This window comes from Pseudoalteromonas rubra, from assembly GCF_005887095.1.
GTDB classification, from domain to species: domain Bacteria; phylum Pseudomonadota; class Gammaproteobacteria; order Enterobacterales; family Alteromonadaceae; genus Pseudoalteromonas; species Pseudoalteromonas rubra_E.
This window is the reverse complement of the sequence record NZ_PNCI01000017.1, coordinates 83,369-110,364: the sequence shown is the minus strand read 5'-3', so window position 1 is coordinate 110,364 and position 26,996 is coordinate 83,369. Positions and strand designations below refer to the sequence as shown.

The following is a 26,996-nucleotide window of genomic DNA, read 5'->3' as shown; positions in this document are numbered from 1 at the left end:
TTCGGGTTACCATATCCTGAGAATAGTAATTGTTTTTATTTGGAGCTCCTATGAAAAGTGCAATCGTAACTCTGCTTGCTGCTGTTACTAGTTTATCTGCTGTCGCTGCAGATGAGGTAAATATCTATTCCTATCGCCAACCTTTCCTGATCCAGCCGATTCTGGATGATTTTACTAAGCAGACTGGTATTAAAACCAATGTGGTGTTTGCGAAAAAAGGCCTGATTGAGCGAGTCAAACGAGAAGGAAAGCATGGTCGTGCCGATCTTGTCCTGACATCGAACTTCAGTGCGATGATCCAGCTTGAGGAGCTTGGACTGACGAACCCGATAGAAAGTGAAACGGTCGACAAAAATATTCCAGCTAGCTTTCGGGATCCGGATGGTCACTGGGTCGCACTGACCAAGCGTGTACGTAATGTTTATTCCTCAAAAGACAGATCAGGCAAGCTAACCAGCCTGAGCTATGAGGAGCTTGCAAACCCTAAATATAAAGGCAAAATTTGTACGCGTTCAGGTAAACACCCCTACAATCTGGGGCTGGTTGCGTCTATGATCGCACACCATGGTGAGGCTGAAACCAAAACCTGGCTGCAAGGGGTGAAGGCGAATCTGGCACGTAAACCACAGGGTAACGACCGTGCGCAAGTGAAAGCCGTCAAAGAAGGCCTGTGTGACCTGGCGCTGGGTAACAGCTACTACTTTGGTAAAATGCTGGAAGACAGTAAGCAAAAAGCCTGGGCCGATGCGGTTTATATTAATTTCCCAAATCAGGCCGACCGTGGCTCGCACCTGAATGTTTCGGGTGTAGTAATGACCAAGTACTCGAAAAACAAAGAAAATGCCTTGAAACTGATCGAGTTTATGACCGACAATAAAGCCCAGAACATGTACGCCTCGATGAATATGGAATATCCGGTTAAACCGGGCGTCGAATTGTCGAAACTAGTGGCATCCTGGGGCACCTTTAAGGAAGACAGCTTACCTTTGTCCGAGATCAGTAAATACCGTCCGATGGCGCTTAAGCTCATCGATGAGGTAAAATTTGACCTGTAAATGCAATTAAAACAAAGTCTGTCCTCGTGGCAGTGCGTGGCGTGGTTGATAGGCATAGCCCTGTCAATCCCGCTGGCATTTCTGATTTTCGAAGCACTGCAAGGTGAATCGGAAGTATTCAGCCATTTATGGCAAAGCGTGTTATGGGACTATACCCGTAACACCATAGTGCTGATTGCTGGTGTAGTGACGCTCAGCTCACTCATTGCCCTGCCGCTGGGGTGGTTAACAGCCTATTGTCAGTTTCCCGGCAAGCGGATATTTGAATGGGCATTGATGTTACCCCTTGCTCTGCCTGCCTATATCATCGCTTACGTTTATACTGATTTACTCGATTATGCCGGGCCGGTACAGATCTGGTTACGACAGCAATTTGACTGGCAGGGGCCAGATGATTACTGGTTTTTTGACCTGCGTACTTTGCCGGGCGCCATAGTCATGATAGCCCTGGTGCTCTATCCTTATTTATATTTGATCTTCAAAACTGCTTTGCGAGAGCAGTCTTTCAAGCTGGTGCAGGCCAGTCAGTTGATGGGCATGAGCCCGGCGCAGAGTTTCTTTAAAGTCAGTTTGCCTTTGTCTCGCGGTGCAATTGTTGCCGCATTGGCGCTGATCAGCATGGAAACCATGGCCGATTTTGCCACTGTGCATTATTTTGCGGTAAGCACCCTGACGACGGCTGTGTACGACACCTGGCTGGGATATTACTCGCTGACTGCCGCAGCCAAGATCTCGGGTATCATGCTGCTGTTTTTATTTGTTGCGCTGTTACTTGAGCGAATGAGTCGCAAAACACAAGTGGTACATGAACGCCAGTCCGGGGTTAATGACACCTATCTCTACGAGTTAACGGGTTATCAGGGGTGGCTGGCCTGGGGCTTCTGTATGCTGATCCTCGGTGTGGCATTTTTTGTACCGGTTGGAATACTCCTCAATTACGCGTGGCATTATTTTGATCAGGCCTGGAATGCGGAGTTTTTTAACTATGCGCTGCAGAGTCTGAAGATCAGTTTATACGTGAGTGTTATCGCTATGATGATCAGCTTATTGGTGGTGTATTATCAGCGTATTGAACCGGGTAAACTGTCCCCGTTGCCTGGCCGCTTTGCCAGTACCGGATATGCATTACCTGGGACAGTTTTGGCAATTGCGGTGTTGTTGCCGCTCACTTTAATGGATACCAAACTAAACGAGTGGCTCGATGGCACAGGTGTTGAGCCAGGTCTGTTACTGAGTGGTACTTTGTTCGCCATGGTTTTTGCCTATGTGGTGCGGTTTTATGCGATTGCCCACGGTGCTGTGGAATCGAGTTTTGTGCGTATCAGCCCGAGTATTGATATGGCCAGCTTATCACTCGGAAAAGGGCGCTTTCAGACCCTGACCCGGGTTCATATGCCCTTGCTTAAACGCGGGTTGCTGACCGCCGGTTTATTGGTGTTCATTGAATGTATGAAAGAGCTGCCAGCGGCACTGCTGTTAAGACCCTTTAATTTTGAAACCCTGGCCACCCATGTTTATCAGTATGTCAGTGATGAGCAACTTGAACTGGCCTCTATCTCTGCTTTGTTTATCGTCCTGGTTGGACTGATCCCCTTATACTGGGTTAATCGCTCAATGGAACAACACAACTAATGCCAAGCTTAGAAATCCAATCGTTACACTATCATTATGATGGTCACCCAGTGATCCAGCAGCTCGATTTAACGGTGGCTGAAAATGAAATAGTTTGCCTGCTCGGTGCCAGTGGCTGTGGTAAAACGACAACCTTAAAGGCCATTGCCGGGTTATTGCATCCCCAGCAAGGTGAGATCCGCATCAATGGCAAAAGCGTCAGCAGCGAGCGACATTTTGTGGCGCCTCAGCATCGCAACATCGGTATGATGTTTCAGGATTATGCACTGTTTCCGCACCTGACTGTTGAGCAGAATATCGCCTTTGGTCTCAATAAACTGAGCAAGTCCGAAAAGCACAGTCGTGTGGCACAAATGTTGGAACTGGTGCATCTGGAAGGCTATGCGAAACGCTTCCCCCACGAGTTATCTGGTGGCCAGCAGCAGCGGGTAGCCATTGCCAGAGCCCTTGCATACCATCCCAACTTGTTGTTGCTGGACGAGCCGTTTTCAAACATCGATGCGCAGGTGCGCTTTCAGCTGATCAAAGATATTCGTGATATTATTAAAGATCAGCAGGTATCGGCGATTTTTGTCAGTCACTCCAAAGATGAGGCCTTTGCTTTTGCAGATCGGCTCGCCATTATGCATCAGGGGCAAATTGCCCAACTAGGTACACCCAAAGAGCTGTTTCAGCATCCAAGCAGTCGCCAGGTGGCGGAATTTTTGGGGCAAGGTGCCTACGTGACGGCACAGCGCCACAACGGTGCTCAGGTTGAAACGGCATTTGGATCTGTGGAATCTTTGATTGATATTCAAAGCCCGCTACGAGAGGGTAAAATATATCTCAGACCCAGCCATATAGAACTGTTTAATGCAGAGCAGGGCCAGGTTGAAGTGACGCAACATCGCTTTGTCGGGACTGAGTATTTGTATGCCATTGAGCTGGAAGGTCAGAAGTTAGAAGTAGCGATGCCGTCAGATAAACCACTGGATCTCTCTCGGCCTGTGAGTTTGAAAATTAAGCCCCATGCGATAAACTTCTTTTCTTAAGGCATAACAATTCGTTACATTACCTAATAGCAAATTAGGGAAGGGCGATGACCGGGCGCGCGTGGTGATGCCCAAAAGAGACGGGTACAACCGCACCATCCAGGTTTAGTATGGCGCGTTGATTTGATGATAGGAAGGGGTGATGGCGCAAGCACAATCAGGGGTATGTGCCGAGGCAAATCTGCATGGTTTGCACTTATTTTTTAACGTACTGGATGGCCAGGACGAAGCTGTGCGCTCGGCGCTCAGTCAGGCTGGCAGGTTACAGGATGAACTCAGCGATCGTTTTTCTGAGGCCATGCTGAGCAGTTTTGTGGCCATTGGCGCACAATACTGGCCCCACATCTATCCCGAGTTTATCCCTCCCCAGCTAAAGAGTTTTCCCCTGATTAAAAGCAGTGAGCACTTGTGCCACAGCCAGCCGTTCGATCTGCTCTATGTGATCCGCTCAGACAGAGAAGACGTTAATCACCTGTTTGCGCAAAGTGTACTGCACATGCTGGCGGGCAGTGTTGAACTGGTTGCCCAGGTACGCGCGTTTCGATTTCTTGATGGCCGCGACTTTAATGGCTTTGTCTATGGTGCCGATATCCCTCATGGGCGCTTCAAACGCCAGGTTGCGCTGGTGAGTAATCCGGATGGCCTGGATGATCAGGGGAGTTACATCCACGTACAGCGTACTCAGTTTGATTTGGCACGCTGGCAGGCATTGCCCTTAGCGGATCAGGAACAGTTAATGGGGCGTACCCGGCTGGACAATGAGTTAATTGAAGACGCGCCCCCCTACAATCATGCCCGGCTCAACGAGATAAAAGACAGCGAAGGCAAGCCTTTGTTGCTCAATCAGAGCATGCCGTATGGGGATGTTTATGAACAAGGCAGCCTGTGGCTCAGTTGTGCAGCGAAAGGCAATGCATTTGAACAACTGCTGCATAGCCGGTTTGGGTTGTGTGGTGACGGTGATTACGATCCTCTGCTGGACTACTCTCAAGGGGATATGGGGGCGGCGTTTTTTGCGCCATCGCTAAATTTTCTAAAGCAAATGGCGCAGTAGTCACCGCTATCAGACATTATCAAACAGGGTTTTCACTCGCTCCAGAGTCTCATCAATCTCAGAGACCTTGGCGGGGGCAATAAAGATGGTATCGTCACCTGCAATAGTCCCGAGCACGCCATCCGCAGAGCCTAAAGAGTCCAGTAGTCGGGCAATTAACTGAGCGGCACCCGGGCTGGTACGAATAATGATCATCATTTCGTTGTGCACTATGTCAATCACCAGCTGACGCAGTGGGCTTTTGGCTGTGGGCACGCCCATTTCTGCCGGTAAACAATACACCATTTCCTGTTTGGCATTGCGGGTCCGGACGGCTCCGAACTTGCTCAGCATACGAGAGACTTTGCTCTGGCTGATGTTATCGAACCCCTGCTCTTTTAGGGCATCGACTATTTCACCTTGAGAACCAAAATTTTCTTCTTTTAACAGGGCCTTAAAGGCTTTGACGAGGGCTTCTTGTTTTTCCTGCGGCTGCATACTCTGTACTTCTTTGTGACTCAATTGCTAGGATTTTACACAAAACCACTCTGTTACCCAAATTTATGCACAAGAAGTTTCTTCAAGCGGGGAGGATTTCCTGTATGTGAAACCTGCAGTGAGGCGTAAACCATTAGTAGCAGTATTTGTCGCGAACTTTACAACTATAGTCGAAAAAAAGACGAAAATTGCGCGGATAAATTTGTTTTTGGCGGCGCTTTTCATTATCTTTACAGCACATTTAATTCCACCTTCAAATTATGGAGAATTCCAATGAAAGTTGCTGTATTAGGTGCCGCTGGCGGTATCGGTCAAGCATTGTCTCTTTTGCTTAAAAACGGTTTGCCTGCTGGTTCTGAGCTTGCGCTATACGATGTAGCGCCAGTAGTACCTGGCGTAGCGGTTGATCTGTCTCACATCCCTACAGCGGTAAAAGTTGCTGGTTTTGGTAAAGATGACCTGGATGCAGCGCTGGTTGATGCAGACATCGTTCTGATCCCTGCGGGTATGCCACGTAAGCCGGGCATGGACCGTGCTGATCTGTTCAATGTGAATGCTGGCATCATCAAGACTCTGGCTGAAGGCATTGTTAAGAACTGTCCTAAAGCCCTGGTTGGTGTGATCACTAACCCAGTTAACGGCACTGTGCCAATCGTTGCTGAAGTATTCAAAAAAGCAGGTACTTACGATCCGGCTCGCGTATTCGGTGTGACTACACTGGATGTTATCCGTGCAGAGACTTTCATCGCTGAGCTGAAAGGCCTGAACGTAAGCGACGTGAAAGTGCCAGTGATTGGTGGTCACTCAGGTACTACTATTCTGCCTCTGCTTTCACAGGTTGAAGGTGCTGAGTTCTCTGATGAAGAAGTCGCTGCACTGACCAAGCGTATTCAGAACGCCGGTACTGAAGTTGTTGAAGCTAAGGCGGGTGGCGGCTCTGCAACTCTGTCTATGGGCGCAGCTGCAGCACGTTTCTGCTTCTCACTGGTTAAAGGCCTGCAAGGCGAAAACGTTGTTGAGTATGCGTACGTTGAAGGCAACACTGGCGATGCAACTTTCTTCGCACAACCAGTACGTCTTGGTAAAAACGGCGTAGAAGAGCTACTGCCATACGGCGAGCTGAGCGCGTTTGAGCAACAAGCAAAAGACGACATGCTGGCGACTCTTGAAAAAGACATTAAAGAAGGTGTTGATTTCATGGCATAATTGCCAGCTTGCTGAGCAATATTACTCAGTGTATGAAATTAAAAAAGCCTGTCATTAGACAGGCTTTTTTGTGTTCGTTAACTGGGTGGTTAGTGCAGGATACGGGCACGAATGGTGCCTTCAACCGCGCTTAGCTCTTTTAAAGCAACTTCAGAGTGATCGCTGTCTACATCAATCACCACGTAACCGATGCTGTCGTCGGTTTGCAGGTATTGGGCTGCGATGTTGATACCATGTTGTGCAAACGCTTGGTTAATTTGCGTCAGCACGCCAGGGCGGTTCTCATGCACGTGCAACAGACGACTGCGATTAGAGAGTTCAGGAAGAGATACTTCAGGGAAGTTCACCGCCGTAACCGTTGAGCCATTGTCTGAGTATTTGGTCAGTTTACCGGCAACTTCGATACCAATGTTTTCCTGAGCTTCCTGAGTGGAGCCTCCCACGTGTGGTGTCAGAATCACATTGTCGAATTGGCGCAGCGGCGAGACAAATTCTTCATCGTTAGACTTAGGCTCGACAGGGAATACGTCAATGGCAGCACCTGACAGCTTTCCTGCACTGAGTGCTTCTGCCAGTGCATCAATATCCACGACAGTACCACGTGATGCATTGATCAGAATGGCACCTTGCTTCATTACTTCCAGCTCAGCCATACCGATCAGGTTTTTGGTTTGTGACGTTTCAGGCACATGTAAACTCACCACATCAGCCCGCTGCAGGAGCTGAGTTAAGCTCTGAACCTGCTGTGCGTTACCTAAGGTGAGTTTATCTTCGATGTCGTAAAATTCGACCTTCATACCGATGTTTTCGGCCATGATCCCCAGCTGCGTCCCTATGTGACCATACCCTATGATCCCCAGTGTTTTACCGCGCGCTTCAAAGGAGCCGATAGCTGATTTGAACCATTCACCACGGTGTGCCATGGCGTTGCGTTTTGGAATGCCCCGCAATAGTAGCAGGATCTCACCGAGTACCAGCTCAGCCACCGAGCGCGTATTAGAAAATGGCGCATTAAATACGGCAATACCGCGTTTTTTAGCCGCATCCAGGTCAACCTGATTGGTGCCAATACAGAAGCAGCCAACAGCAACCAGCTTTTCTGCAGCTTCCAGTACGGCTTCACTCAGGTGAGTACGTGAGCGGATCCCAACAAAGTGGACATTCTTGATCCGCTCAATCAGTTCACTTTCAGGTAGCGATGTCTTTACGTACTCGATATTGCTATAACCGTTGCGTTTGAGTGTTTCAACTGCGCTCTGGTGTACGCCTTCCAACAATAAAATGCGAATTTTGTCCTTTGACAACGATACCTTACTCATGACTTATTCCTGTTACTTAATTTGTGGCCCCTCTGGGGTACCTGTAATGACGATGTTGGCGCCGCGCTGAGCGAACAAGCCATTGGTGACAACACCGACGATTTGATTAATTTTTTCTTCCAGTTCAGCTGCCTGAGTGATGGACAGTCCATGCACGTCTAAAATCACGTTGCCATTGTCCGTCACGACGCCCTGGCGATAGACAGGGTCGCCTCCCAGCTTGAGTAACTCACGCGCCACATAGCTGCGTGCCATTGGGATCACTTCAACCGGTAAAGGGAACTGGCCCAGTACGTCAACATGCTTAGTGTTGTCGACGATACAGATAAACTGTCTGGCAACCGCTGCAACAATCTTCTCGCGAGTCAGTGCTGCACCACCACCTTTGATCATCTGGTTGTGCGCATTGATTTCATCCGCACCATCCACATAGATGTCCAGCTCAGAGACGTCATTGAGCTCAAACACCTCGATCCCCAGCGCCTTCAGCTTTTCTGTGGAAGCTTCTGAGCTTGAAACCGCCCCTTTAATAGTATCTTTGACACTGCCTAATGCATCGATAAAGTGGTTTACGGTAGAACCTGTACCCACACCAACAACTGTACCAGCTTCGACATATTGTAATGCCGCCCAGGCAGCTGCTTTTTTCATTTCATCTTGAGTCATAACGCGATCACTGTTTTAGTTAATTATTGGTTCGCAATTATACGCCCAAAGCGCAGAAAAGTATGCCAGATGCCTCTAATAGAAGAATTTATGATCTGGCACTAATGTGATGAATCAGTGGTGGGAAAAATACATTATCAATGCGTTTACCACTGATAGCATTTTTGCGGCGTGATTATGGTTGGTAAAGGCACGTCCCAGGCCTCCGTGGGCAGTGCAGGGACTTTCTGACAGTCATGTGCCAGGCCAATTAGCTTTGGTTGTTGCCAGTTTTCACGATAATAACGCGCCAGCGTGCGATCATAGTAGCCACCCCCCATACCGAGGCGATTGCCAGCGTCGTCAAACGCCACCAGAGGAAGCAGTAAATAGTCTAACTGCGCCAGTGGGCAAATTTGGCTACAATTTAATTCTGGCTCTAAGATAGCATAGCGATTCTGCCTCATGGGTGAGTTTTTTTCATACTTCTGAAACAGCAAAGTGACCCCGCTAAAGGGGTGGATCACAGGCAGGTAAAGCTTCACGCCTTTGGACCAAAGTGATTGAATTAAAAGGTTAGTTCTAAGTTCTCCATCGTTCTCTAAGTAGATCCCGATCCGGGCCTCTTTGGGTAAGTTTACATGTTGAATAAAATTAATATTTAGCTTTTCTTCTGCATCTTTCTGTTGTTCTATCGAAAGGCTATTACGAATTTTTCTAATGTCCTTTCTAATTTTCTTCCTAGTAGTTGCAGTATTTTCATCTAAAGGTGAATTTATTTTCATTACATGGGTACCAACTCTGGAAAAGCGAGGCTGATGCCCAGAACGACTAACAATAACACTAATAGTGATAACAGAATATACAAGAGCTTTTTAGAGCGTTTGGGAGGCTCGCTGTCCAGCTCAAGTTCACTAAACAGGGATTCGTCTTCCCACTCATCGTCTTCACTTTGCTCGTTCTGTACTTGCTTGCCGTCGATACGTTGTTCAAGTTCATCCAGTTTTTCTTCAATGCGGATCAGGCTGCTGGTGATGTAGTCCAGGGCATCAAATACGCGTTCATTCGCAGCGTCCTGAGCGACTCCTGTTCCCGCTGAGGCTTGTGATTGTAGCTTGCTCTGGATCCCATAAATTGCAAGTAATTTTGCCTGCTTCAGACACTTTTGTTTGTCTGCGGGGCCAAACAAGGGTTTACCTGAGGTAAAGTCGGTGACCTTTTGTTCCGATACTTTTAACTTGGCTGCGAGTTGCTCTATGGCTGCCTGGTTGTCGGTACCGGGCTTAAAGCCAGAAAACACAACGCGAAAATGCTCGCTCATGAGGTTTCCTCACTATCTGTACTTCAGGCCCACGGCTCACTCTGAACCCTGCGGATTGTTGTTAACTTATTGCTGAGTAAGCAGAATAAAAACATGGGCATCGTCAATTGTTGTTTTGAGTATACCTAACTTTTCCAATCTGTGTATGAAGTTATCTGGGCGGGTCGCAAGGGAAAGAAAAACGGCGCCTCAGTTAGGCGCCGTATTGTCGTCATTTAGCCGGGTTCAATATTTCGCTGATTGGTTGTATTTGAGCGAGTCGGTGATGAATTCTCGCAGGTCCTGATTGGCTTGAGTCAGGTCTGGGCGACGCAGATACATCATATGGCCTGAGCGATAACCCTTAAAGCGTAATCTGTCCTGCATTTTCCCGCTGGGATCCAGGTGCCAGAGATTGTACTTGCCATCAAAGTAGTTGGTGGCACCATCATAGTAACCTGACTGTACCATCACGTTCAGGTAAGGGTTTTTTGCCATAGATAATCGCAGTTGTTCACCCACGTTGTTATTGCTGCGGTCCCAGGGGCGCACGTCGCCAAACATATTGTATTTGATGTCGGTTTTATAGTTCAGCTCAAAACGGAAATAATGGTTGATTGCCGGCGTAAATGCGTGCAACCAGGCATCTAATTCCGGCCAATAATCTGGACCTTCACCTGCCTCTCGTTTATCGATCCCCAGGTAACGAGAGTCCAGACGACCGACGGTATAACCCCGCTCGCGTAGCAATTCTTTCCAGAAAGCGCGGTTGGGGATGTCGAGGTTATTTTGCAGCACGAACTGCTCCGACAGGCCACTGAAGTGCGCAACTTTTTTAGCTACTTGCTGGCGTGCCTGCTCACTCAACATCGCCCCTTTGGCCAAAGCGGGCAGGTAGTGATCTAGCGTATAAGCTTCCACCTGCTTAAGTACGCTCAGCAGGTCCTGGTTTTGCAGTTCTTCAGAGAGCGCATTGTGATACCAGGCCGTCGCAGCGAAATACGGTAGTCGATTGGCGCTTTTTACAGGCCCCTGACGTTTAATGCCAATATCGGTCGGAGAAACCAGTACGACCCCGTTGAGAAATAGCCACTGCTTGTTTTGTAGCTCATGTGCTAAGCCTGATACACGGGTTGTCCCATAGCTTTCTCCGATAAGAAACTTCGGAGACAGCGCGCGGCCGTGGCGGTTAATAAACGTATTCAGCCAGCCTGCGAGATATTCTACATCGGCATTGACACCAAAAAAGCGCGCCTGAAGGGTTTTTTTGTCGGCCATTGAGCCATCTTGTTCGGGTAATACACGCGAATAGCCCGTATTAACTGGATTCACAAACAGGATATCGGCTGCATCCAACACGGAATCCGGGTTGTCTTTCAAACCATATGGCTGCATTGGATAGCCTTCATCGTCTATTTTCAGTACCCGGGGGCCAGTATAAGCGATGTGCATCCATACCGAGGCTGAACCTGGTCCGCCATTAAATGAGATCAGTAACGGGCGGGTGGCGGGATCTTTGACTTTACTCTTTTTGTAGTAAGTGTAGTGCAGTGTCGCAATGGGGTGGCCTTCTTTATCCCATACTGGTTGAGTGCCCGTGGTGGCCGTGTAGGCAAAGCGCTCTCCGTTAAAGGTGCCTTTGTGCTCGGTGATAACCTGCGCATCGATTTGCTGGGTTAACTGACCTTGGGTATCGGCTTGAGCCAGCCCTGTTTGCGGCAACGTGGTGAGCAGGGTTGTAGAAAGTGCGAAAAGTAATGGTTTCAACAACATGTTCTTTTAATTTTTTGATGAAATGAATCGACTTATTTAAGACGGTTATTGAGAAGAGTTCAAAGAACTTGAGACTAACAGCCAAAAAATAGGCTACGTGTGCTCGGTGTTAATTTTTATGGTTTGTCAGGTTTCTTTTTTGTGTTCTTATTCACTGGAACACGCGAAGGTTCGGCGTAGCTCTGTTGCTGTCTGTTTACAATTTAATTGAGCTGTGAGTTTTTTTTGTCACAGAAATCGCGTATATTTAATCCTTATGTCCGTAGTATGAAAGTATTTAGCACTGTTAAATTCTTGTATCTCTTCCCTTTTCTCGTAGTTTTAGTAGAGCATAGTAATGCAAAGAGTATTAGTCGTCGAAGACAGTAAGGTTGTACAGCAGATCCTACGCCACCTTGCGTCACAACACCTGGATGTGGAAATCGATTATGCCTGGTCACTGAAAGAAACCCAGGCATTACTCGAGAACCAACATTACACCCTGGCACTGGTTGATCTGACCTTGCCTGATGCGCCAGACGGCGAAGTGGTTCAGTTAACGCTGAGTCGCAATGTCCCTACGGTGGTACTGACCTCTAAAATTGATGAATACAGTCGTCAGCACATGCTTGAGATGGGGGTTGTAGACTATGTGATTAAAGACAACCGGGATTCCTATCTGTACGCCATCAAATTGGTATCGCGTTTGTTACGCAATGAGGGATGTCAGGCGCTGATTGCGGACGACTCCATGATCAGCCGTGCAGTTATGCGGCAGATGTTGGAAAAGCAGCTGTTCACTGTATTTGAGGCTCAAGATGGTGAGCAAGCACTTAATATGCTCAATGCCAAGCCAGAGATAAAACTCCTTTTGACGGACTACGCGATGCCGACTATGGACGGCTTTGAGTTGGTCAAAGCCGTGCGCAACAGCCGTGGACGCGATGATCTGGCTATCATAGGTTTGTCTGGAGCGGGCAGTCATGGCTTATCGGCTAAGTTCATTAAATATGGCGCCAATGACTTTTTGACTAAGCCGTTTATGAACGAAGAGTTCCACTGTCGTGTGATGCAAACGATGGACCAGCTAAATCTGATCGCAGACATTAAAGAATATGCTCACCGGGATTTTCTGACAGGTCTTTATAACCGTCGCTATTTTTGCCAGCACATGGATAAGGTACTTAAAAATAAGCCGAACCAGTTTACGCTTGCCTTACTTGACCTGGACCACTTTAAGGCCATCAATGATCAGTATGGTCACCTTGGCGGTGACAAGGTTTTGTCTCAGGCCGCTGAGTTGCTTAATAGCTCATTCAACCACTGTTTGGTGGCCCGTGTAGGAGGGGAAGAATTTGCGGTGCTGATGCCTGGCAATGATCTGGAGGTGGCCAAAGACAGTTGTCAGGATTTTAGAGAACGCTTTGCTAATACTCAGTTTATGATCCAGGATGAGTCGCTGCACTGTACGCTCAGCGTAGGGATTGCCCGTTGCGATAAAGCGACACTCAGTGATGTTATGCGTGCGGCAGATAATGCACTGTACCGAGCGAAAGAAGCCCAGCGTAACTGCGTCATGGTCAGTGAAAGTTAAAACGGACCACGGCGCACTCGATTTTGCACCATTTCAAGTCAGACAACAAACAAGCGCACCAGCACGGTGCGTTTGTCCTTTCTAAAACGCGATAAAAATATCCTAACCGAATAAAAAATAGAGACTTTTATTTTTGGCACAAAGGTTGGATTACCCCCTGTGACAGGATCAGCTGCCCTGGGGGGGCAAATAATGAAAATGATAAGCGCAATAATTAAACCATTTAAGCTGGATGAAGTCCGCGAAGCCCTGGCCGAACTTGGCATTGAGGGCATGACCGTGGTTGATGTAAAAGGCTTTGGCCGCCAGCGTGGTCACACCGAGCTGTATCGTGGAGCCGAATATCAGGTCGACTTTATTCCTAAAATTAAGCTGGAAATTGCCACGCGTAGTGAAAATACCCAGCGTGTTGTTGACGCTATCACTGAGATCGCCAGCACAGGCAAAATTGGTGACGGCAAAATCTTTGTTTATGACCTTGAACAGATAGTCCGGATCCGCACCGGTGAACTCGACGAAGAAGCGATTTAAGGGGCAAGACGATGGAAAATACGGTAATCGAATTACAATTCTCTCTGAACACTTTTTACTTTCTGGTCTCCGGTATTCTGGTAATGTGGATGGCCGCGGGATTCGCTATGCTCGAAGCTGGGCTGGTTCGCTCTAAAAACACCACTGAAATTCTAACCAAAAATATTGCCCTGTATGCCATTGCCTGCACCATGTTTTTACTGGTCGGCTATAACATTATGTATGTGGATAATGTGGAGGGCGGAGTGGTGCCTAACTTTGGGGCCTTGATTGGTAGTGCTGCGGCGGATGCGGATCACGCACTGGAATCTGACTTTTTCTTTCAGGTCGTGTTTGTTGCCACGGCGATGTCGATTGTCTCAGGTGCGGTTGCTGAGCGTATGAAACTCTGGGCATTTTTATTGTTTACGGTTGTCCTGACAGGCCTTATCTATCCAATTGAGGGATACTGGACCTGGGGAGCAGGTTTTTTATCTGAGCTGGGTTTTGTTGACTTTGCGGGGTCTGCTATTGTGCATGGCGCCGGTGCAGCTGCCGCATTGGCGGGGGTATTGCTGTTGGGAGCACGAAAAGGTAAATATGGTAAGAATGGAGAAATCTATCCAATTCCAGGTTCAAACCTGCCACTGGCAACATTAGGAACCTTTATTTTATGGATGGGCTGGTTTGGTTTTAATGGCGGCTCTCAGTTGTTTTTGGCTGATAAAAGTAACGCTATCGCTGTCAGTCAGATCATGGTCAATACCAATGCGGCGGCGGCTGCCGGTGCCATTGCCGCGTTGGTGGTGTGCAAACTGATGTGGAAAAAAGCGGACCTGACTATGATCCTAAATGGTGCGCTGGCGGGCTTGGTCACCATTACGGCAGAGCCTGCGTCACCGACCCCCATATTGGCCTGTATCCTAGGTATGTTGGGTGGATCGTTAGTGGTATTCAGCATCGTTGCATTGGATAAACTACGCATTGATGACCCTGTTGGTGCTATTTCTGTTCATGGTGTCTGTGGTGCGTTGGGTATTATGATGGTGCCATTCTCCAACAGTGACGCCAGCTTTGCGACCCAAGCCATTGGCCTGGTTACCATTCTGGGTTTTGTATTCATTGCGTCATATATCGTCTGGGGTATGATCAAAACGCTGATGGGGATCCGAGTCGGAGAAGAAGAAGAGCTCAGTGGCATGGACCAGCATGACTGTGGGATTGATGCTTATCCGGAATTTGTGACCATACGTAATAAGTAGGGAAGAAATAACCAAAAAGTGCGGCTCATCGCGCTTTTTGGTTTAAGCGGAAGTTAATCTGAGATAATCTAGCATCCATTAACTCTCAGCAAGCATTCCATGGGCAATGGCAGACAATAAAAAAGCACCAAGCAAACCCCGCAAGTCCCCGCGAAAAACTCCTGCCAAATCAGGCAAAAAAAAGACAGCTAAGTCAGCAATGACAATAAAGCACCGTTTGAGTGCATTTCGTCGCCGGGTCTTGAGTACGCTGTGGTCGTTGTGCTGGAAGCTGAGTCTGGCCATGGCGTTTGCTGTTGCCGGTTATGTGGTTTATCTCGATGCCAAAGTCAGTCGCCAATTTGAAGGCAACAAATGGCAACTGCCAGTCCAGGTATACGCCAGGGCGATGTCGTTTTATCCAGATCAGTACCTGGCTGAGCAGGAGGTGATTTGGGAGCTGGAGCGGCTGAATTATTCGCGTGTTAATCGTATTAGACACACGGGGCAGTTCGTGGTTCAGGGGCGCACCATCACCGTTTATCGCCGTACTTTTGAGTTCCATGACGGGGTTGAACAGGCCCGTATATTCACGCTGAACTTTGCCGGGAAAAAGCTTGCCAGCATAGTTAATGAGCAGGGCAGACGAATTCAGGCGGCAAGGCTGGAGCCTGTGCAAATTGCCCGGATAGGTAATGAAAGCCGACAGGACAGGGAGTTTGTGCCACTGGCAAAAATACCGGATATTCTCAAAGATACCTTGCTGGTAGTTGAAGATAGGGCATTCTATGAACACCATGGGGTATCGGTATGGTCAATTATGCGTGCCCTTTATCATAATATTCGAGCCGGACGCACTGTGCAGGGGGGCAGTACCCTGACCCAGCAACTGGCAAAGAACTTTTATCTGACCCGAGAGCGTTCTTTGCTGCGCAAAGTCAATGAAGCCTTTATCGCCCTCATTCTGGATTTCCGTTACAGCAAAGATGAGATCCTGGAAGCTTATCTTAACGAGGTCTACCTGGGTCAGGCATACAATCAGGGAGTGCATGGAATGGGTCTGGCAGCAGAATTCTATTTTGCAAAGCCGGTCGATGAACTTGAGTTTGATCAGATTGCCATGCTGGTTGCTATGGTGAAAGGCCCTTCGTATTACAATCCTCGCCGTTATCCGGAGCGCACGATGGAGCGACGCGATCTGGTCCTCAGGTTGATGGCGGAGAATGGCCTGATCACCACGAATGAATACCGCCAGGCGCTGGAGCGGCCCATCAGTATACAGCCTTTAAAAGAGAGCCTGATGCAAACCTACCCGGGTTATCTGGAGTTGGTCAATCGTGAGTTACAACGCTTGTTACCGGACGAAAACGTGGTGAACGCCGGGATCCGGGTATTTACTTACTTCGATCTACAGAAACAGACGGCAATGGAAGATGCTATCAGCGAGGGGTTACCCTATCTTGAGCGCCGTTTTTCGACGGCGCAACTGGAAGTGGGCATGGTTTCGGTGAACATTGAAAAAAGTGGTGTTTCTGCGCTGGTCGCCGGGCGTCAGCTACGATACTCCGGGTTTAACCGGGTACTGGATACCCGCCGTAATGTGGGATCTCTGGTAAAGCCTGCTATTTATCTGTCAGCGCTGGAACAACCCCAGTATAATTTGGGCACTTTGCTTGAAGACGCTCCGCTGCAAGTCACCAATGCAGCTGGCAAGACCTGGCAACCGGAAAACTTTGACCACAAATTCCGGGGAGCCGTGCCGCTGTATCGTGCATTTAGTGAAAGTATTAATATCCCAGCTGTGAACCTGGGTCTGGATGTGGGCGTTGATTCGGTTGCCCAGACTATGCAACAGTTGGGAATAGATAGTGATATTCCTCTGTACCCTTCTATGTTGCTGGGCGCTGTCGAATTGTCGAGCTTTGACGTCGCACAGATGTACACGACACTGGCCGCCAATGGTCAGTATGCCTCACTCACGAGTATCTCAGCCATTACCAACACCACCGGAAAGCGTTTGTATCAGCATCGGGTTGCCCGGCAATCTCGCTTTTCTCAGGAAGCCATGTACATGACACGCTATGGACTCAAAAGAGTAACAAAAAGCGGTACTGCAAAGCGCCTTAATCAGCACTTTCCGTCTGTTCAGCTGGCCGGTAAAACGGGAACAAGCAATGAGTTGAGAGACAGCTGGTTTGCGGGGTTCGATCATAATACCGTGACGGTGACCTGGGTCGGCCGTGACGACAATAAACCTGCAAAACTGACTGGGGGCCGAGGGGCGCTGGAACTCTACATTCGTTATTTAAAACCCCTGAACCCGCAGGCGATAGCGGATCAGCGTCCTCAGGGAATACGCTGGGCGTTCATCAATGAACAAACCGGAGAGCAAGCGGCACCACATTGTGGCCCAACTATCCAGTTACCCATACGTATTGAGGAATTTAACCCACGCCCCGGGTGTGGTTAACCCGAAGGCTGGTTTCAATCAGTTACTCGGTTTTGAACTTAGCGATCAGCTGTTTTAACGTGGCCGCCATATTACTGAGTTTCTGAGCATCACTTTTTGTGGCCTCAGCCGAACTCAGGGTGTGGTCAGCAAGGTGGCTTATTTCACTTGACTCTGCCAGTGCCTGTTGTGTAGCAACAGCCTGGCGTTTTACCTGATCGCTGATCACATGACCTTGCTGGTCAATATCGGCCATACTTTGTTCAGCGGCGCTGAGTACCTGGTTTGTCTCATTCGCTGCGCTGACACCTTGTTCCATTTTTTCCACACTGCTGAGCATTTTCTTTTGCGTATCATTCGAGGCCTGCTGTAATGAATGAATGATAGAGTGGATTTCTTCAGTCTGTTGCTGAGTCCTTTGCGCCAGAGTACGCACTTCGTCTGCCACAACGGCGAATCCGCGGCCTTGCTCGCCAGCCCGTGCAGCTTCTATGGCAGCGTTGAGTGCGAGCAGGTTGGTTTGCTCCGCAATTTCACTGATCCCCAGACTGACCTTACTAATGTCCTGACTATCCTGGGCCAGTTTATCCAGCGCAATACGACTTTCTTCGAATTCTTGTTGCAATACTGTCATGTGCTCTGCCAGCCGAGTGGTATTTTCACTGCCCTGTTTGACCTGCTGTGCGGCAGTGGCGGCCAGCTCTGTGGCATGATGAGCTGAGTTTTCAACGGCATCCGCAGCATTGGCCATTTCACTGAGCGCCTGGTGAACGGTCTGGATTTTAGCTTGCTGTTGTGCCACGTCTTCTCTGGTGTCCTGGCTTATCTGACTGAGCTTATCTGTTGCGCCGTATAAGTCGGTTGATGTGGTTCTGACATTCCCCAGCAAGTGGACAAAGGCATCTAGCACGGCATTGTACTGGCGCAAGATTTCGCTAAGCTCATCTTTGCCCCGAGGGACCGCTCTGACGGTTAGATTGCCCCCGGAAGCGTGTTGTGCTGACGCTGAAAACTCCGCAATGGTATCCACCACAGCAAAATAGAAACCGAGCATAAGATAAAGTGCTAATAGCAGGCTGAGCACAGAGGCCAGCGCCACCAGATTACGGATCCTGCGTTCGCTCGTCAGTTTGTTATCGAGGAGTGTTTTCAGTGTCGGCGTTGCTTCGTTGATCAAGCCACTGAGCTGAGTCAGTACATCACGATGCGCGCTGTTAAATGCACTGTTGGTCAGCTCAATGTCATCGGGCTCAAGCAGTTTATCTTTGATGGCTCTATGATAGTTATCAAGTGAACGATTCAGTGCTGACATTTTGTCTTTAAGACGTTTATTTACTTGTTTGTTATGCGCTGTTGCCACGCCCAGTTTGTCGTTCATCTGTGCTTTAACCAGTGGCAGCACTTTGTTGAGATTAGACAGTGCGATAAAAGAATCCGGCGTAAAACTGCCTCGGCCAATGATATCAGTGGCTTGCTGGGCAATATTGTTCACCTGGGCTATCACGTTTGGCAGGGATTCAACCAGGGAGCGGTTGAGATAAGAGCGGCTGAGATCATTGTCTATGGCGAGCTTAGATGCGATTGACAGATGTTCCAGTTCATTGCCTGGTTTTAAACCAGCGGAAAATGGGCTGCGCGCCAATACCTGGGCATTGCGCTGGGCTTGCTGGTTGAGTAGGTTTTCCAAAATAGGAGGGTAAAATTGTAACCCTGCACGCTGTTGCTGACTGACTTGAATCGACTGGGTCAGGGTGGAGTTTAGAAAAAACAAGCTCAGACTGAGTGGTACCAAGAGAATACCAAATACCAGGCTGATTTTAGTTTTGTATTTTAGCTGTGCCATAAAAGCGATGGCTGGGCTGGCTGCAGATCTGAGTCCTGTCATAATGTTATCTTTGCTTATAAGTCATTGTTAGGAGACCGAGAATAAGCAAAGAATAGTTCAAAGCATCGAAAGTTTTTACTGTCAGCCATAAAAAAAGCCCCAAAAGGGGCTTTTTAGATAGCTGTGCAATGCGGATTGATTAGGCGGCAAGCTTAGCGAAAGCGCGTTCTGCTGCCCTGATAGTTTCAGCAATATCTTCGTCGCTGTGCATGGTGCTGACAAAACCGGCTTCGAACGCGGAGGGTGCCAGATAGACACCTTCTTCCAACATCAGGTGGAAAAAGCGCTTGAAACGCTCTAGGTCGCATTCAGTCGCCTGCTGGTAGGTATCAACACGTGCAGCCTCTGTAAAGAAGAAGCCAAACATACCGCCGGCATAGTTGGTGGTTAGTGCAATACCCGCTGCATCTGCAGCACGCTGGAAACCGTCACAAAGTTGCTTGCTTTTGGTCTCAAGGGTATCGTGTAGCCCGGGCTCAGACAGCAGCTCAAGGGCTTTCAGGCCTGCGGCCATGGCAATCGGGTTACCGGATAGCGTGCCTGCCTGATAGACTGGGCCCACAGGGGCAATGTAATCCATGATTTCACGCTTACCACCAAAGGCACCTACTGGCATACCACCGCCGATCACTTTACCCAGACAAGTCAGATCTGGCTCGATATTGTAATAGGCCTGAGCACCGCCCAGTGCAACCCTAAAGCCCGTCATGACCTCATCGAAGATCAGGACAGATTGATGGCTATCACAGATCTCGCGCAGACCTTCCAGAAACCCTTCGACCGGAGGAATACAATTCATATTGCCCGCCACAGGTTCAACAATGATACAGGCGATTTGATCCGGGTATTGTGCAAAGATGGCTTTCACTTCATCGATATTGTTGAACGATACCGTGAGTGTATGTTTGGCAAAATCAGCTGGGATCCCCGGAGAGTTAGGTACGCCCATTGTCAGCGCGCCTGAGCCTGCCTTAACCAACAGAGAATCCGCATGGCCATGATAGCAACCTTCGAACTTTAAAATTTTATCTCTGCCGGTATAACCACGAGCCAGACGGATAGCGCTCATAGTCGCTTCGGTGCCTGAGCTGACCATACGTACCTTGTCAATTGACGGAACAAGCGCTTTGACTTTTTCAGCCATTAGAATTTCGCTCTCAGTCGGTGCGCCATAGCTTAGGCCATTTTCAACGGCATCCAGCACCGCTTGCTTAATTTGAGGGTGGTTGTGGCCCAGGATCATAGGTCCCCAGGAGCCAACATAATCGATATAACGTTTGCCATCGGCATCAAAGGTGTGCGGACCTTCAGCCTTATTGATAAATAGCGGCGTGCCACCTACGCCGTTAAACGCACGAACGGGTGAGTTAACACCACCCGGGATAGATTCCTGGGCACGAGAGAAGAGATCTTGACTGATTGTCATAATGTGTCCTTTGTTATGTGCATAAGGTATCTGGTGCTTTTACCAAATACCTCAAATCATGAAAACGAGTGTAACAACTTAGCTGTCGCGCTTGCGGCTGAACCAGGGCACATCCACTTCATATTGCTCAACCTTGTCGGCAACGCCCAGTGTCAGTGCAAACAGCGCCATGCGGATCAACACGCCGTTTTGAACCTGACGGAAGATAGCCAGGTTATCGTTATTGTTTAAATCATTATCCAGCTCGTTGGCATCCCCGCGGCTGTCGCGCGGCAGCGGGTGCATCAGTACCGACTCCGGCTTACAATGTGCGTCATAAATGGCCTGACTGATGCGAAAGCCACCACGGTATTTATTGGCTTCTTCCTGTGACGGGAAACGCTCTTCCTGAATACGTGTCTGATAGACGATATCAGCAGCCAGATTACCTTCCATCTGAGATACCAGCTCAATTTGATGACCCGCATTACTGACCGCATCAAGAATGTAGTCTGGCATCTGCAACCCGTCCGGGGCAACCATGGAAAAGCGCACGTTTTTGTAGTGACACAGTAATTTAGAAAGGGAGTGGACTGTTCGGCCATATTTAAGGTCGCCAACCAAAGCGATGTGCATGCCGTCAATACCGCGCTCAAAGCGTCCCAGTTCACGTTCAATCGTCAGCAGGTCCAGTAAGGCCTGAGTGGGGTGCTCGTTCGGACCATCACCACCATTGATCACTGGTACATCAGAACCTGTGGCAAACTCAGCCACGGAGCCTGCATCCGGATGGCGCATCGCCACTGCATCCGCATAGGCCGAAATGACTCGGGCTGTGTCATACAGGGATTCGCCTTTGGCTAAAGCGGAACTTTGCATACCTGTGGTCTCGCGGACCGTACCACCTAGCAAATTAAAGGCGGTTCCGAAACTGACACGCGTTCGGGTACTGGGTTCAAAAAACAGGTTTGCTAATACCGCACCTTCTAATACGTTGGTGCGTTTGTGCTTCTTAGCGTAGGGTTCCATTTTCTTAGCAACACTGAAAATCAGCTCAATGGCATCTCTGTCGAGTTCGTTGACGGAGAGGATGTTTTCACCTTGGAAACTTAACATGCGGCGATTCCTAATCACAGATTGACAACAGGAGGCGGGGAGCACTCCTAACCGAGCTCGCAAAGCAGGGGCATAAAGCACACGCTGCGTTGGGTAACTGGAGCGACATAATAGCACAATTGTGGTTTTTTGGGCGTGGAAAATGACGGCTGACTCGCCGCCATACTGTGATATCAGAAAACTGGTTTCAAGATAGCGAGCATCACAATGATCAGCAGCAAAATAACCGGGAATTCGTTAAAAATACGATAGAAGCGATCGCTACGCTGATTTCGATCGTGCTTAAAGTCTGCCAGGAGTTTGAAGCAATAGGCATGATAGAGATACAGCATGATCACCGGTACCAATTTATAATGCAGCCAAAGGTTAGCGCGAAACCATTCGCGCCCGTAACTGGCGATCAGCAAAATGCCAAAGACTGCGGTGAGAATGGCAAACGGGGTGACAAAATAGAGCAGGCGACGTTCCATGATTTTAAGCATTGCCGAGCAGGGCTTTTCGTCAGTCATAGCATGGTAAACAAATAGCCTGGGCAGGTAGAAAATCCCGGCAAACCAGGCAACCATAAAAAAGATATGCAGCGCTTTGTACACAAGTATTGTCGTCATAAAACCCCTTGGTTGTCTTTATATGCAATTACAGCAAGCTGTTTCTCGTAGTGAGAATATGGCGGATCTGATCCCACCTGAGCAAGCCCATAATTTGTTCGTTATTCTTTTGATTATACACGTATACTGCGCCGGAGCGCTTGTCTTTAAGAATGTCGAATGCGTCGGCGAGTGTGGCTTGTGTACTCAGACCTTGAAGCTCAATATAGGTGATAGTCATGCTCTGCTCTGAAATTAAACTGAGGTCATATTCCGCGAGTCGATAACCATGCTCCGCGTCGTGCACTATCAGAGGCGTCTGACTGTCGATGGCTGACAGAGTTTCTCTTATCTGATCCTTATCATCTGAATAGAGGAGCTTGAAGCCTTCATCCATCTCTTCCATGATCCCTACCTTTTGCAGGGCCTCTTTGGCGGGAGAAACCTGATAGGGCAATCCCTGGAAATCAAGCTGTTGCAAGAATATTGAGCGGTTACCAAATACCTGCAGTGCGGTGACATAGGCACAGGAAATCACTATCATGGCTGGCACCACAATCTGAGGACTGGAAGTCAGCTCCATGACCGCCGTTAAGGCAGCCAAAGGCGCATGCAAAGTGGCCGCCAGCAGGCCAGCCATACCCAGTACGCCATATGTGCCCGCAACACTGACATCCGGTGAAATATACTGAGCGAAATACGCCATCAGAGTGCCAATTAATACGCCTAAACCAATCACAGGACCAATGATCCCACCTGGGATCCCCAATCCAATGGCAAAGATAGTGGCGAGTAGCTTAGCAATCAAAATTGTGGTGAGTAATTGAAGTTCGCCGGGGGTTTCGACTGCAATCTTAATAGCGCTCATGCCTGAGCCCATGGCTTCTGGTACCAAGTAGCCGATCAGGCCAGCCAGCAGTCCCGCAAGCATCAGACGGGGAAACATGCTGATAGGCTTAAACGTTTTTATGATGAGCATCAGGTTTTGGTTAAATGCAAAAGCGATGGCCCCAAGCACAAAACCACACAAAATGAGAAATGGATAGTGCCAGAACGAGAGTGTTGAGACGCTGATCAATGACAGTTCCAGATCATGGCCAAACACATACTGTGTGGCTAGTGCCCCGGTGACCGCGGCAAGCATAATAGGCACAAAGATATGGATCTTATATTCCCTTAATACCACTTCCATAACAAAAATCACCGCAGCCAGAGGTGTATTAAATGACGCAGCGATGCCGGCTGCAACACCACATCCGGCGAGTGTACGGGCTGCGTTCATGGGGAGGTGCAGACGCTCGGCCAGAATGCTGGCACCGGTGGCACCCATGTGCACGGACGGGCCCTCACGGCCAACGGAAAAGCCACTGATGAGTGCGACAGCACCACCAAAAAATTGGTTGACCGAATTCCAGATTGGCATTTGTCCGTAGTGCTGTTTGATGCGATAAATCACAAATGGGATACCCAGGCGATAGTGCTTAAACCCCGTCAGACTGGCAAACAAGGCGATCAGCAGGGCAGCACCAACAGGCAATAAAACGCGCTGGTGTTCCGGCAATGTAGTGAAATCATCAGGACTATCTAAAAATACGCTTTGCACTAGTAAGATGGTCAGACGAAATAAGATGATCAAGACGGCAGCAATCAAGCCAGCACCAATTCCCAGCAAGCACAGCTGGATGGAGGTTTTTGGTTTCGCTAAGCGACGGCGTAAATTATCGAGCGACATACAATATTGGCCTGTAGAGAGTCTTGGTTGTGAGCAGCCTAGTGCCTTAGTGCTGCATTGAGTACCTTTAGTGCATCTGATAAGTGTACCAAATATTCTAAGTCCTTGTAATTAAGTAAATCAGGCAATGGCGTACTTGAGTAGGAGTTTAGCGCTTAAACCGGCTCATAGCGAAGGTGACTCTATACTTGATTAAAATAGTCAGGTATTAGATAATTCCGCTATTAAATGTACAGGGGTCGAATACACATGTCTGATCAGATACCGATTAAATTTTCCGACGCGGCGGCAAATCGCGTGAAAGAACTTATCTCAGAGGAAGAAAACCCTAACCTCAAGCTGCGAGTGTATGTGACTGGTGGTGGATGTTCTGGGTTCCAGTATGGTTTTACTTTTGATGAAAAAACCAATCCAGGTGATTTAGAAATCGAGAAAAATGGGGTGTCTATGGTTGTGGACCCTATGAGTATTCAATACTTGGTTGATGGTGAAGTTGATTACACCGAGGGCCTGGAAGGCGCGCGTTTCTTTGTCAGTAATCCCAATGCAACGACGACTTGTGGTTGCGGCGCGAGCTTCAGCGTATAAAGCGACTCTAATCTGGCGTTTTTAAACACCCTGGCCATGCACTCGCATGGCTTTTTTGTTGCTCTATTAGACAAACAGCTACCATGACTTGTCCCTGAGTTCTGGTACAGTATAAGGTACTGTGTTGGTCGTCTGTGGGAAGTCAGAGCAGTCTTTCTAACCCGGGTTGGTAAGATGCATCATAAGTACAAAGAATCCCAACACCAAAGTGGAAAAGGCGAGAATATAGATGAATCCGCGTTTGCCTTGTTTGAGCGGAACGCCGTTGACGCGCAAAAAGTAAAACCAACCCACACACAGCAAAATGGGTAGCAAAAATATGAGTCGGATCATCAAAAATTCTCCTAAAATTTGTTATTTTGTTACAGACTAGCTCTAAACCACTATTTTTTAAAGAAAAAATAAATTATTTCGTATACTGGTACAAGTTATAAAATTTTTGTTAAAGTGTCACAGTAATCTTACCTCTCTATTTTAGGTAAGAAAGTTGAAAATTTAATTAGGTGTTAGAGAAAAGATCGTCTATACCTAATTTGGTACATAGGAACAAGCCAGCGTAAATCGGTAATTCATGATTTGTTTACCTGGCTTGCTATATAACAAGCCGCCAGTCGAGACGGGCAAATTTCGTATGGCGGTATTATTTAATCATCGAGTAGGAGATGTTTTATTATGATGGGGAAAACGGTTTCTTCTGAAGAAAACAGTAAGTTGACTAAGTGGCTTAAATCAAAACGTCACGAGAAAGGTCATACAATGCGCAGTCTGGCCCAGGTGTTAGGTACACCGCATTCTTTCATTGGCAAAATTGAAAATCAGGAACGTCGTTTAGACGTGATTGAGTTTCTGCGTTACTGTGAAGCGCTGGAAGTCGACCCATATGAAGGTCTGGCTCTTATCAAAGAAGAGCAGATGTAAACGACTGGCATTGCCAGTACGTGTGCAGGTGCAAGGAGCTGCACCTCTATCCTCTTAAAATGGACCTGACACACCAGTCATTTATTCCGCCGTTACTTACCCTGACTATGATAGTTTCGCTCTATCTCGTAGAGCTTATGACGAATGGCATATAAGAAGATCAGAGACGGTACAACCATCAAAGCCGTCAGCGCGAAAAACACTGCCCAATTGCCACCTAACCAATCATCAATAACGACACCACTGTAACTGGATAGCACCGTTCTTCCCAGGCTACCCAGTGATGCCAACAGGGCGTAATGGGTTGCGCTGAAAGCACGATCGCAGAGCATTGAAATGAATGCCACCATGGCCACCAGTGACCAGGCCTGCGTAAAGCCATCGATCACGATTGCGAGGGCATATAAATGCTCTTTTGGCCCTGCAATGGCTATCCAGGAGAACATCAGGTTGGAGGCAGCCATCGCGACACCACTGATAAACAGCCCTTTAACGATGCCATATTTGTGGTTAAAGATACTGCCCAGAAACGCAAAAATAATTGTGATAAGGCCGGTTCCTAGCTTTGAATATTGAGCTATCTGGCTGTTACTAAAGCCAATTTCTTTGTAGAAAACGATAGACATACGGGCCAAAAAGGCTTCACCGATCTTGAATAAAAAGATAAATGCCAGCAGTGCCAAAGCGGCTTTTACGCCATTGCGGTTGAAGAAACTGCGAAACGGCTCTACCAGAGTGACGGCAAGCCACGCGAGAATGCGTTGCAGCCTGCTGTGATCCAGCCCGGCCAGCCTTGACTGATATTGTGCTTGCAGCTGTTGTTGAGTGTGCTCTCGATGAGACTGAGGTTCTCGCGCCATCAGCGTGATGAGAAGCAATGCCACCATGATCATGGCCAGTAATGCGTAGATGTCGGCCCAACTGATGCCGGGCAGATCCGCCGCAAAAAACGGAATAGCACCAAGCAGAGCGTATCCACTCCACCACCCGGATGTTGCCATGGCGGCCGCGGCGGTAGATTTTTCGCTTTCCTCCGGGGGCAGGATGTCTATCCGATAGGCGTCTATTGCAATATCATGGGTAGCCGCACTCAGAGCAATAATGAAACACAATAATGCAGCCTGATAAAGATCCGCTTTCAGGTCGACCTGACTTAACGCCAGTGCTGACAGCGCAACAATCAGTTGCCCGGCGGCTATCCAGCTGCGCCTTTGCCCCAGCCACTGGGTCAGTAAGGGCAGGCGAACCCGGTCCAACAAAGGGGACCATAAAAAGTTGATGGTGTAGGCACTGAAAACGATACCAAACAAGCCTATCATACTGCGGCTCAGGCCCTCATCTTTGAGCCAGGCAGACATTACGGAGCCAATGAGCACCCAGGGAAAACCCTGGCTAACCCCAAATGCAAATACGGTGAGCAGGCGCTTATCCCGATAGTAACTGGCATAGTCACGCAGGCTGGATGAAATGATCATAGTGTTTTCCAACATAGTATCGCCG

24 protein-coding genes are annotated in these 26,996 nt (G+C 48.4%); 11 read left to right on the top strand and 13 right to left on the bottom strand.

The window, feature by feature from the left end; all coding sequences use genetic code 11:
- Window positions 1-50 precede the first annotated feature (50 nt).
- The 4 genes from CWB99_RS08240 (at window position 51) to CWB99_RS08225 (ending at window position 4,772) form a co-directional block, all read left to right on the top strand.
- Window positions 51-1,055 carry a Fe(3+) ABC transporter substrate-binding protein gene (locus CWB99_RS08240; RefSeq protein WP_138550421.1) on the top strand — a complete coding sequence of 335 codons (1,005 nt, stop codon included), beginning with the start codon at window positions 51-53 and terminating at the stop codon, window positions 1,053-1,055.
- Window positions 1,056-2,687: an ABC transporter permease gene (locus tag CWB99_RS08235; RefSeq protein WP_138550420.1), complete on the top strand. Its 1,632-nt coding sequence runs from the start codon at window positions 1,056-1,058 to the stop codon at window positions 2,685-2,687. It begins immediately after the preceding gene.
- A complete protein-coding gene (locus CWB99_RS08230) occupies window positions 2,687-3,718 on the top strand; it encodes an ABC transporter ATP-binding protein (protein ID WP_138550419.1) in 1,032 nt (343 codons plus the stop codon). The genes CWB99_RS08235 and CWB99_RS08230 overlap by 1 nt, the downstream gene beginning before the upstream one ends.
- 142 nt (window positions 3,719-3,860) lie before the next feature.
- The gene (locus CWB99_RS08225) at window positions 3,861-4,772 is read left to right on the top strand and encodes a Dyp-type peroxidase (RefSeq protein WP_138550418.1); all 912 of its coding nucleotides are present in this window, start codon (window positions 3,861-3,863) and stop codon (window positions 4,770-4,772) included.
- 9 nt (window positions 4,773-4,781) lie between these two features.
- Here the strand turns inward: CWB99_RS08225 and argR are convergent, their stop codons facing one another.
- Window positions 4,782-5,249, bottom strand: coding sequence for a transcriptional regulator ArgR (argR, locus tag CWB99_RS08220; RefSeq protein ID WP_054014583.1), 468 nt, complete (start codon window positions 5,247-5,249; stop codon window positions 4,782-4,784).
- A 273-nt stretch (window positions 5,250-5,522) separates the two neighbouring features.
- Between argR and mdh the strand changes: the two genes are divergently transcribed.
- Window positions 5,523-6,455: a malate dehydrogenase gene (mdh, locus tag CWB99_RS08215; protein WP_125716590.1), complete on the top strand. Its 933-nt coding sequence runs from the start codon at window positions 5,523-5,525 to the stop codon at window positions 6,453-6,455.
- An 89-nt stretch (window positions 6,456-6,544) separates the two neighbouring features.
- Here the strand turns inward: mdh and serA are convergent, their stop codons facing one another.
- From serA to CWB99_RS08190, 5 genes are all read right to left on the bottom strand, one after another.
- Window positions 6,545-7,774 (bottom strand): phosphoglycerate dehydrogenase, encoded by a 1,230-nt coding sequence (gene serA / locus CWB99_RS08210; RefSeq protein WP_138550417.1) that lies wholly within the window; start codon window positions 7,772-7,774, stop codon window positions 6,545-6,547.
- Window positions 7,775-7,786: 12 nt separating this feature from the next.
- The gene (gene rpiA, locus CWB99_RS08205) at window positions 7,787-8,440 is read right to left on the bottom strand and encodes a ribose-5-phosphate isomerase RpiA (RefSeq protein WP_125716588.1); all 654 of its coding nucleotides are present in this window, start codon (window positions 8,438-8,440) and stop codon (window positions 7,787-7,789) included.
- A 146-nt stretch (window positions 8,441-8,586) separates the two neighbouring features.
- Window positions 8,587-9,204, bottom strand: a complete 618-nt coding sequence (locus CWB99_RS08200) for a 5-formyltetrahydrofolate cyclo-ligase (protein ID WP_138550416.1) — start codon at window positions 9,202-9,204, stop codon at window positions 8,587-8,589.
- Window positions 9,204-9,740, bottom strand: coding sequence for a hypothetical protein (locus CWB99_RS08195; RefSeq protein WP_138550415.1), 537 nt, complete (start codon window positions 9,738-9,740; stop codon window positions 9,204-9,206). The genes CWB99_RS08200 and CWB99_RS08195 overlap by 1 nt, the downstream gene beginning before the upstream one ends.
- A gap of 225 nt (window positions 9,741-9,965) precedes the next feature.
- Entirely contained in the window at window positions 9,966-11,492 is a 1,527-nt protein-coding gene (locus CWB99_RS08190; RefSeq protein WP_138550414.1) for a S10 family peptidase, read from the bottom strand.
- Window positions 11,493-11,829: 337 nt separating this feature from the next.
- On the opposite strand from CWB99_RS08190, the gene CWB99_RS08185 reads away from it, so the two are divergent.
- The 4 genes from CWB99_RS08185 to mrcB all read left to right on the top strand — a co-directional run bounded on the left by CWB99_RS08185 (window position 11,830) and on the right by mrcB (window position 17,286).
- Window positions 11,830-13,065: a GGDEF domain-containing response regulator gene (locus CWB99_RS08185; protein WP_138550413.1), complete on the top strand. Its 1,236-nt coding sequence runs from the start codon at window positions 11,830-11,832 to the stop codon at window positions 13,063-13,065.
- A 192-nt stretch (window positions 13,066-13,257) separates the two neighbouring features.
- Window positions 13,258-13,596, top strand: a complete 339-nt coding sequence (locus CWB99_RS08180) for a P-II family nitrogen regulator (protein WP_138543947.1) — start codon at window positions 13,258-13,260, stop codon at window positions 13,594-13,596.
- A gap of 11 nt (window positions 13,597-13,607) precedes the next feature.
- Window positions 13,608-14,837, top strand: coding sequence for an ammonium transporter (locus CWB99_RS08175; protein ID WP_138550412.1), 1,230 nt, complete (start codon window positions 13,608-13,610; stop codon window positions 14,835-14,837).
- Between the two features lie 106 nt (window positions 14,838-14,943).
- Window positions 14,944-17,286, top strand: coding sequence for a penicillin-binding protein 1B (gene mrcB, locus CWB99_RS08170; RefSeq protein ID WP_138550411.1), 2,343 nt, complete (start codon window positions 14,944-14,946; stop codon window positions 17,284-17,286).
- A 22-nt stretch (window positions 17,287-17,308) separates the two neighbouring features.
- On the opposite strand, the gene CWB99_RS08165 is transcribed toward mrcB, so the two are convergent.
- The 5 genes from CWB99_RS08165 to CWB99_RS08145 all read right to left on the bottom strand — a co-directional run bounded on the left by CWB99_RS08165 (window position 17,309) and on the right by CWB99_RS08145 (window position 23,990).
- Entirely contained in the window at window positions 17,309-19,150 is a 1,842-nt protein-coding gene (locus tag CWB99_RS08165; protein ID WP_138550410.1) for a methyl-accepting chemotaxis protein, read from the bottom strand.
- Between the two features lie 139 nt (window positions 19,151-19,289).
- Complete coding sequence (gene hemL, locus CWB99_RS08160; protein WP_138550409.1) at window positions 19,290-20,576, bottom strand: glutamate-1-semialdehyde 2,1-aminomutase; 1,287 nt, start codon at window positions 20,574-20,576, stop codon at window positions 19,290-19,292.
- A 78-nt stretch (window positions 20,577-20,654) separates the two neighbouring features.
- Entirely contained in the window at window positions 20,655-21,671 is a 1,017-nt protein-coding gene (locus CWB99_RS08155; RefSeq protein WP_054014594.1) for an aspartate carbamoyltransferase, read from the bottom strand.
- 173 nt (window positions 21,672-21,844) lie between these two features.
- Window positions 21,845-22,279, bottom strand: a complete 435-nt coding sequence (locus CWB99_RS08150) for a CopD family protein (RefSeq protein ID WP_138550408.1) — start codon at window positions 22,277-22,279, stop codon at window positions 21,845-21,847.
- Window positions 22,280-22,307: 28 nt separating this feature from the next.
- The gene (locus tag CWB99_RS08145; protein ID WP_138543941.1) at window positions 22,308-23,990 is read right to left on the bottom strand and encodes a chloride channel protein; all 1,683 of its coding nucleotides are present in this window, start codon (window positions 23,988-23,990) and stop codon (window positions 22,308-22,310) included.
- A 249-nt stretch (window positions 23,991-24,239) separates the two neighbouring features.
- Here CWB99_RS08145 and erpA point away from each other — a divergent pair, with 249 nt between their 5' ends.
- Window positions 24,240-24,578, top strand: coding sequence for an iron-sulfur cluster insertion protein ErpA (gene erpA / locus CWB99_RS08140; protein WP_054014597.1), 339 nt, complete (start codon window positions 24,240-24,242; stop codon window positions 24,576-24,578).
- Between the two features lie 156 nt (window positions 24,579-24,734).
- On the opposite strand, the gene CWB99_RS24010 is transcribed toward erpA, so the two are convergent.
- Window positions 24,735-24,911 carry a hypothetical protein gene (locus tag CWB99_RS24010; RefSeq protein WP_171045290.1) on the bottom strand — a complete coding sequence of 59 codons (177 nt, stop codon included), beginning with the start codon at window positions 24,909-24,911 and terminating at the stop codon, window positions 24,735-24,737.
- Window positions 24,912-25,250: 339 nt separating this feature from the next.
- Between CWB99_RS24010 and CWB99_RS08135 the strand changes: the two genes are divergently transcribed.
- Window positions 25,251-25,496 carry a helix-turn-helix domain-containing protein gene (locus CWB99_RS08135; protein ID WP_010382949.1) on the top strand — a complete coding sequence of 82 codons (246 nt, stop codon included), beginning with the start codon at window positions 25,251-25,253 and terminating at the stop codon, window positions 25,494-25,496.
- A 92-nt stretch (window positions 25,497-25,588) separates the two neighbouring features.
- On the opposite strand, the gene CWB99_RS08130 is transcribed toward CWB99_RS08135, so the two are convergent.
- Complete coding sequence (locus CWB99_RS08130) at window positions 25,589-26,971, bottom strand: AmpG family muropeptide MFS transporter (protein WP_138550504.1); 1,383 nt, start codon at window positions 26,969-26,971, stop codon at window positions 25,589-25,591.
- Window positions 26,972-26,996: the final 25 nt, after the last annotated feature.

Coding starts and splice junctions, on each gene's coding strand:
- CWB99_RS08230 (WP_138550419.1), top strand. CDS start 2,687: ATGCCAAGCTTAGAAATCCAATCGTTACACTATCATTATGATGGTCAC.
- CWB99_RS08145 (WP_138543941.1), bottom strand. CDS start 23,990: ATGTCGCTCGATAATTTACGCCGTCGCTTAGCGAAACCAAAAACCTCC.
- CWB99_RS08225 (WP_138550418.1), top strand. CDS start 3,861: ATGGCGCAAGCACAATCAGGGGTATGTGCCGAGGCAAATCTGCATGGT.
- CWB99_RS08155 (WP_054014594.1), bottom strand. CDS start 21,671: ATGTTAAGTTTCCAAGGTGAAAACATCCTCTCCGTCAACGAACTCGAC.
- erpA (WP_054014597.1), top strand. CDS start 24,240: ATGTCTGATCAGATACCGATTAAATTTTCCGACGCGGCGGCAAATCGC.
- CWB99_RS24010 (WP_171045290.1), bottom strand. CDS start 24,911: ATGATCCGACTCATATTTTTGCTACCCATTTTGCTGTGTGTGGGTTGG.
- CWB99_RS08130 (WP_138550504.1), bottom strand. CDS start 26,971: ATGATCATTTCATCCAGCCTGCGTGACTATGCCAGTTACTATCGGGAT.
- CWB99_RS08200 (WP_138550416.1), bottom strand. CDS start 9,204: ATGAAAATAAATTCACCTTTAGATGAAAATACTGCAACTACTAGGAAG.
- CWB99_RS08180 (WP_138543947.1), top strand. CDS start 13,258: ATGAAAATGATAAGCGCAATAATTAAACCATTTAAGCTGGATGAAGTC.
- CWB99_RS08135 (WP_010382949.1), top strand. CDS start 25,251: ATGATGGGGAAAACGGTTTCTTCTGAAGAAAACAGTAAGTTGACTAAG.
- mdh (WP_125716590.1), top strand. CDS start 5,523: ATGAAAGTTGCTGTATTAGGTGCCGCTGGCGGTATCGGTCAAGCATTG.
- CWB99_RS08165 (WP_138550410.1), bottom strand. CDS start 19,150: ATGACAGGACTCAGATCTGCAGCCAGCCCAGCCATCGCTTTTATGGCA.
- serA (WP_138550417.1), bottom strand. CDS start 7,774: ATGAGTAAGGTATCGTTGTCAAAGGACAAAATTCGCATTTTATTGTTG.
- hemL (WP_138550409.1), bottom strand. CDS start 20,576: ATGACAATCAGTCAAGATCTCTTCTCTCGTGCCCAGGAATCTATCCCG.
- CWB99_RS08195 (WP_138550415.1), bottom strand. CDS start 9,740: ATGAGCGAGCATTTTCGCGTTGTGTTTTCTGGCTTTAAGCCCGGTACC.
- argR (WP_054014583.1), bottom strand. CDS start 5,249: ATGCAGCCGCAGGAAAAACAAGAAGCCCTCGTCAAAGCCTTTAAGGCC.
- CWB99_RS08235 (WP_138550420.1), top strand. CDS start 1,056: ATGCAATTAAAACAAAGTCTGTCCTCGTGGCAGTGCGTGGCGTGGTTG.
- CWB99_RS08190 (WP_138550414.1), bottom strand. CDS start 11,492: ATGTTGTTGAAACCATTACTTTTCGCACTTTCTACAACCCTGCTCACC.
- CWB99_RS08240 (WP_138550421.1), top strand. CDS start 51: ATGAAAAGTGCAATCGTAACTCTGCTTGCTGCTGTTACTAGTTTATCT.
- mrcB (WP_138550411.1), top strand. CDS start 14,944: ATGGCAGACAATAAAAAAGCACCAAGCAAACCCCGCAAGTCCCCGCGA.
- CWB99_RS08175 (WP_138550412.1), top strand. CDS start 13,608: ATGGAAAATACGGTAATCGAATTACAATTCTCTCTGAACACTTTTTAC.
- CWB99_RS08185 (WP_138550413.1), top strand. CDS start 11,830: ATGCAAAGAGTATTAGTCGTCGAAGACAGTAAGGTTGTACAGCAGATC.
- rpiA (WP_125716588.1), bottom strand. CDS start 8,440: ATGACTCAAGATGAAATGAAAAAAGCAGCTGCCTGGGCGGCATTACAA.
- CWB99_RS08150 (WP_138550408.1), bottom strand. CDS start 22,279: ATGACGACAATACTTGTGTACAAAGCGCTGCATATCTTTTTTATGGTT.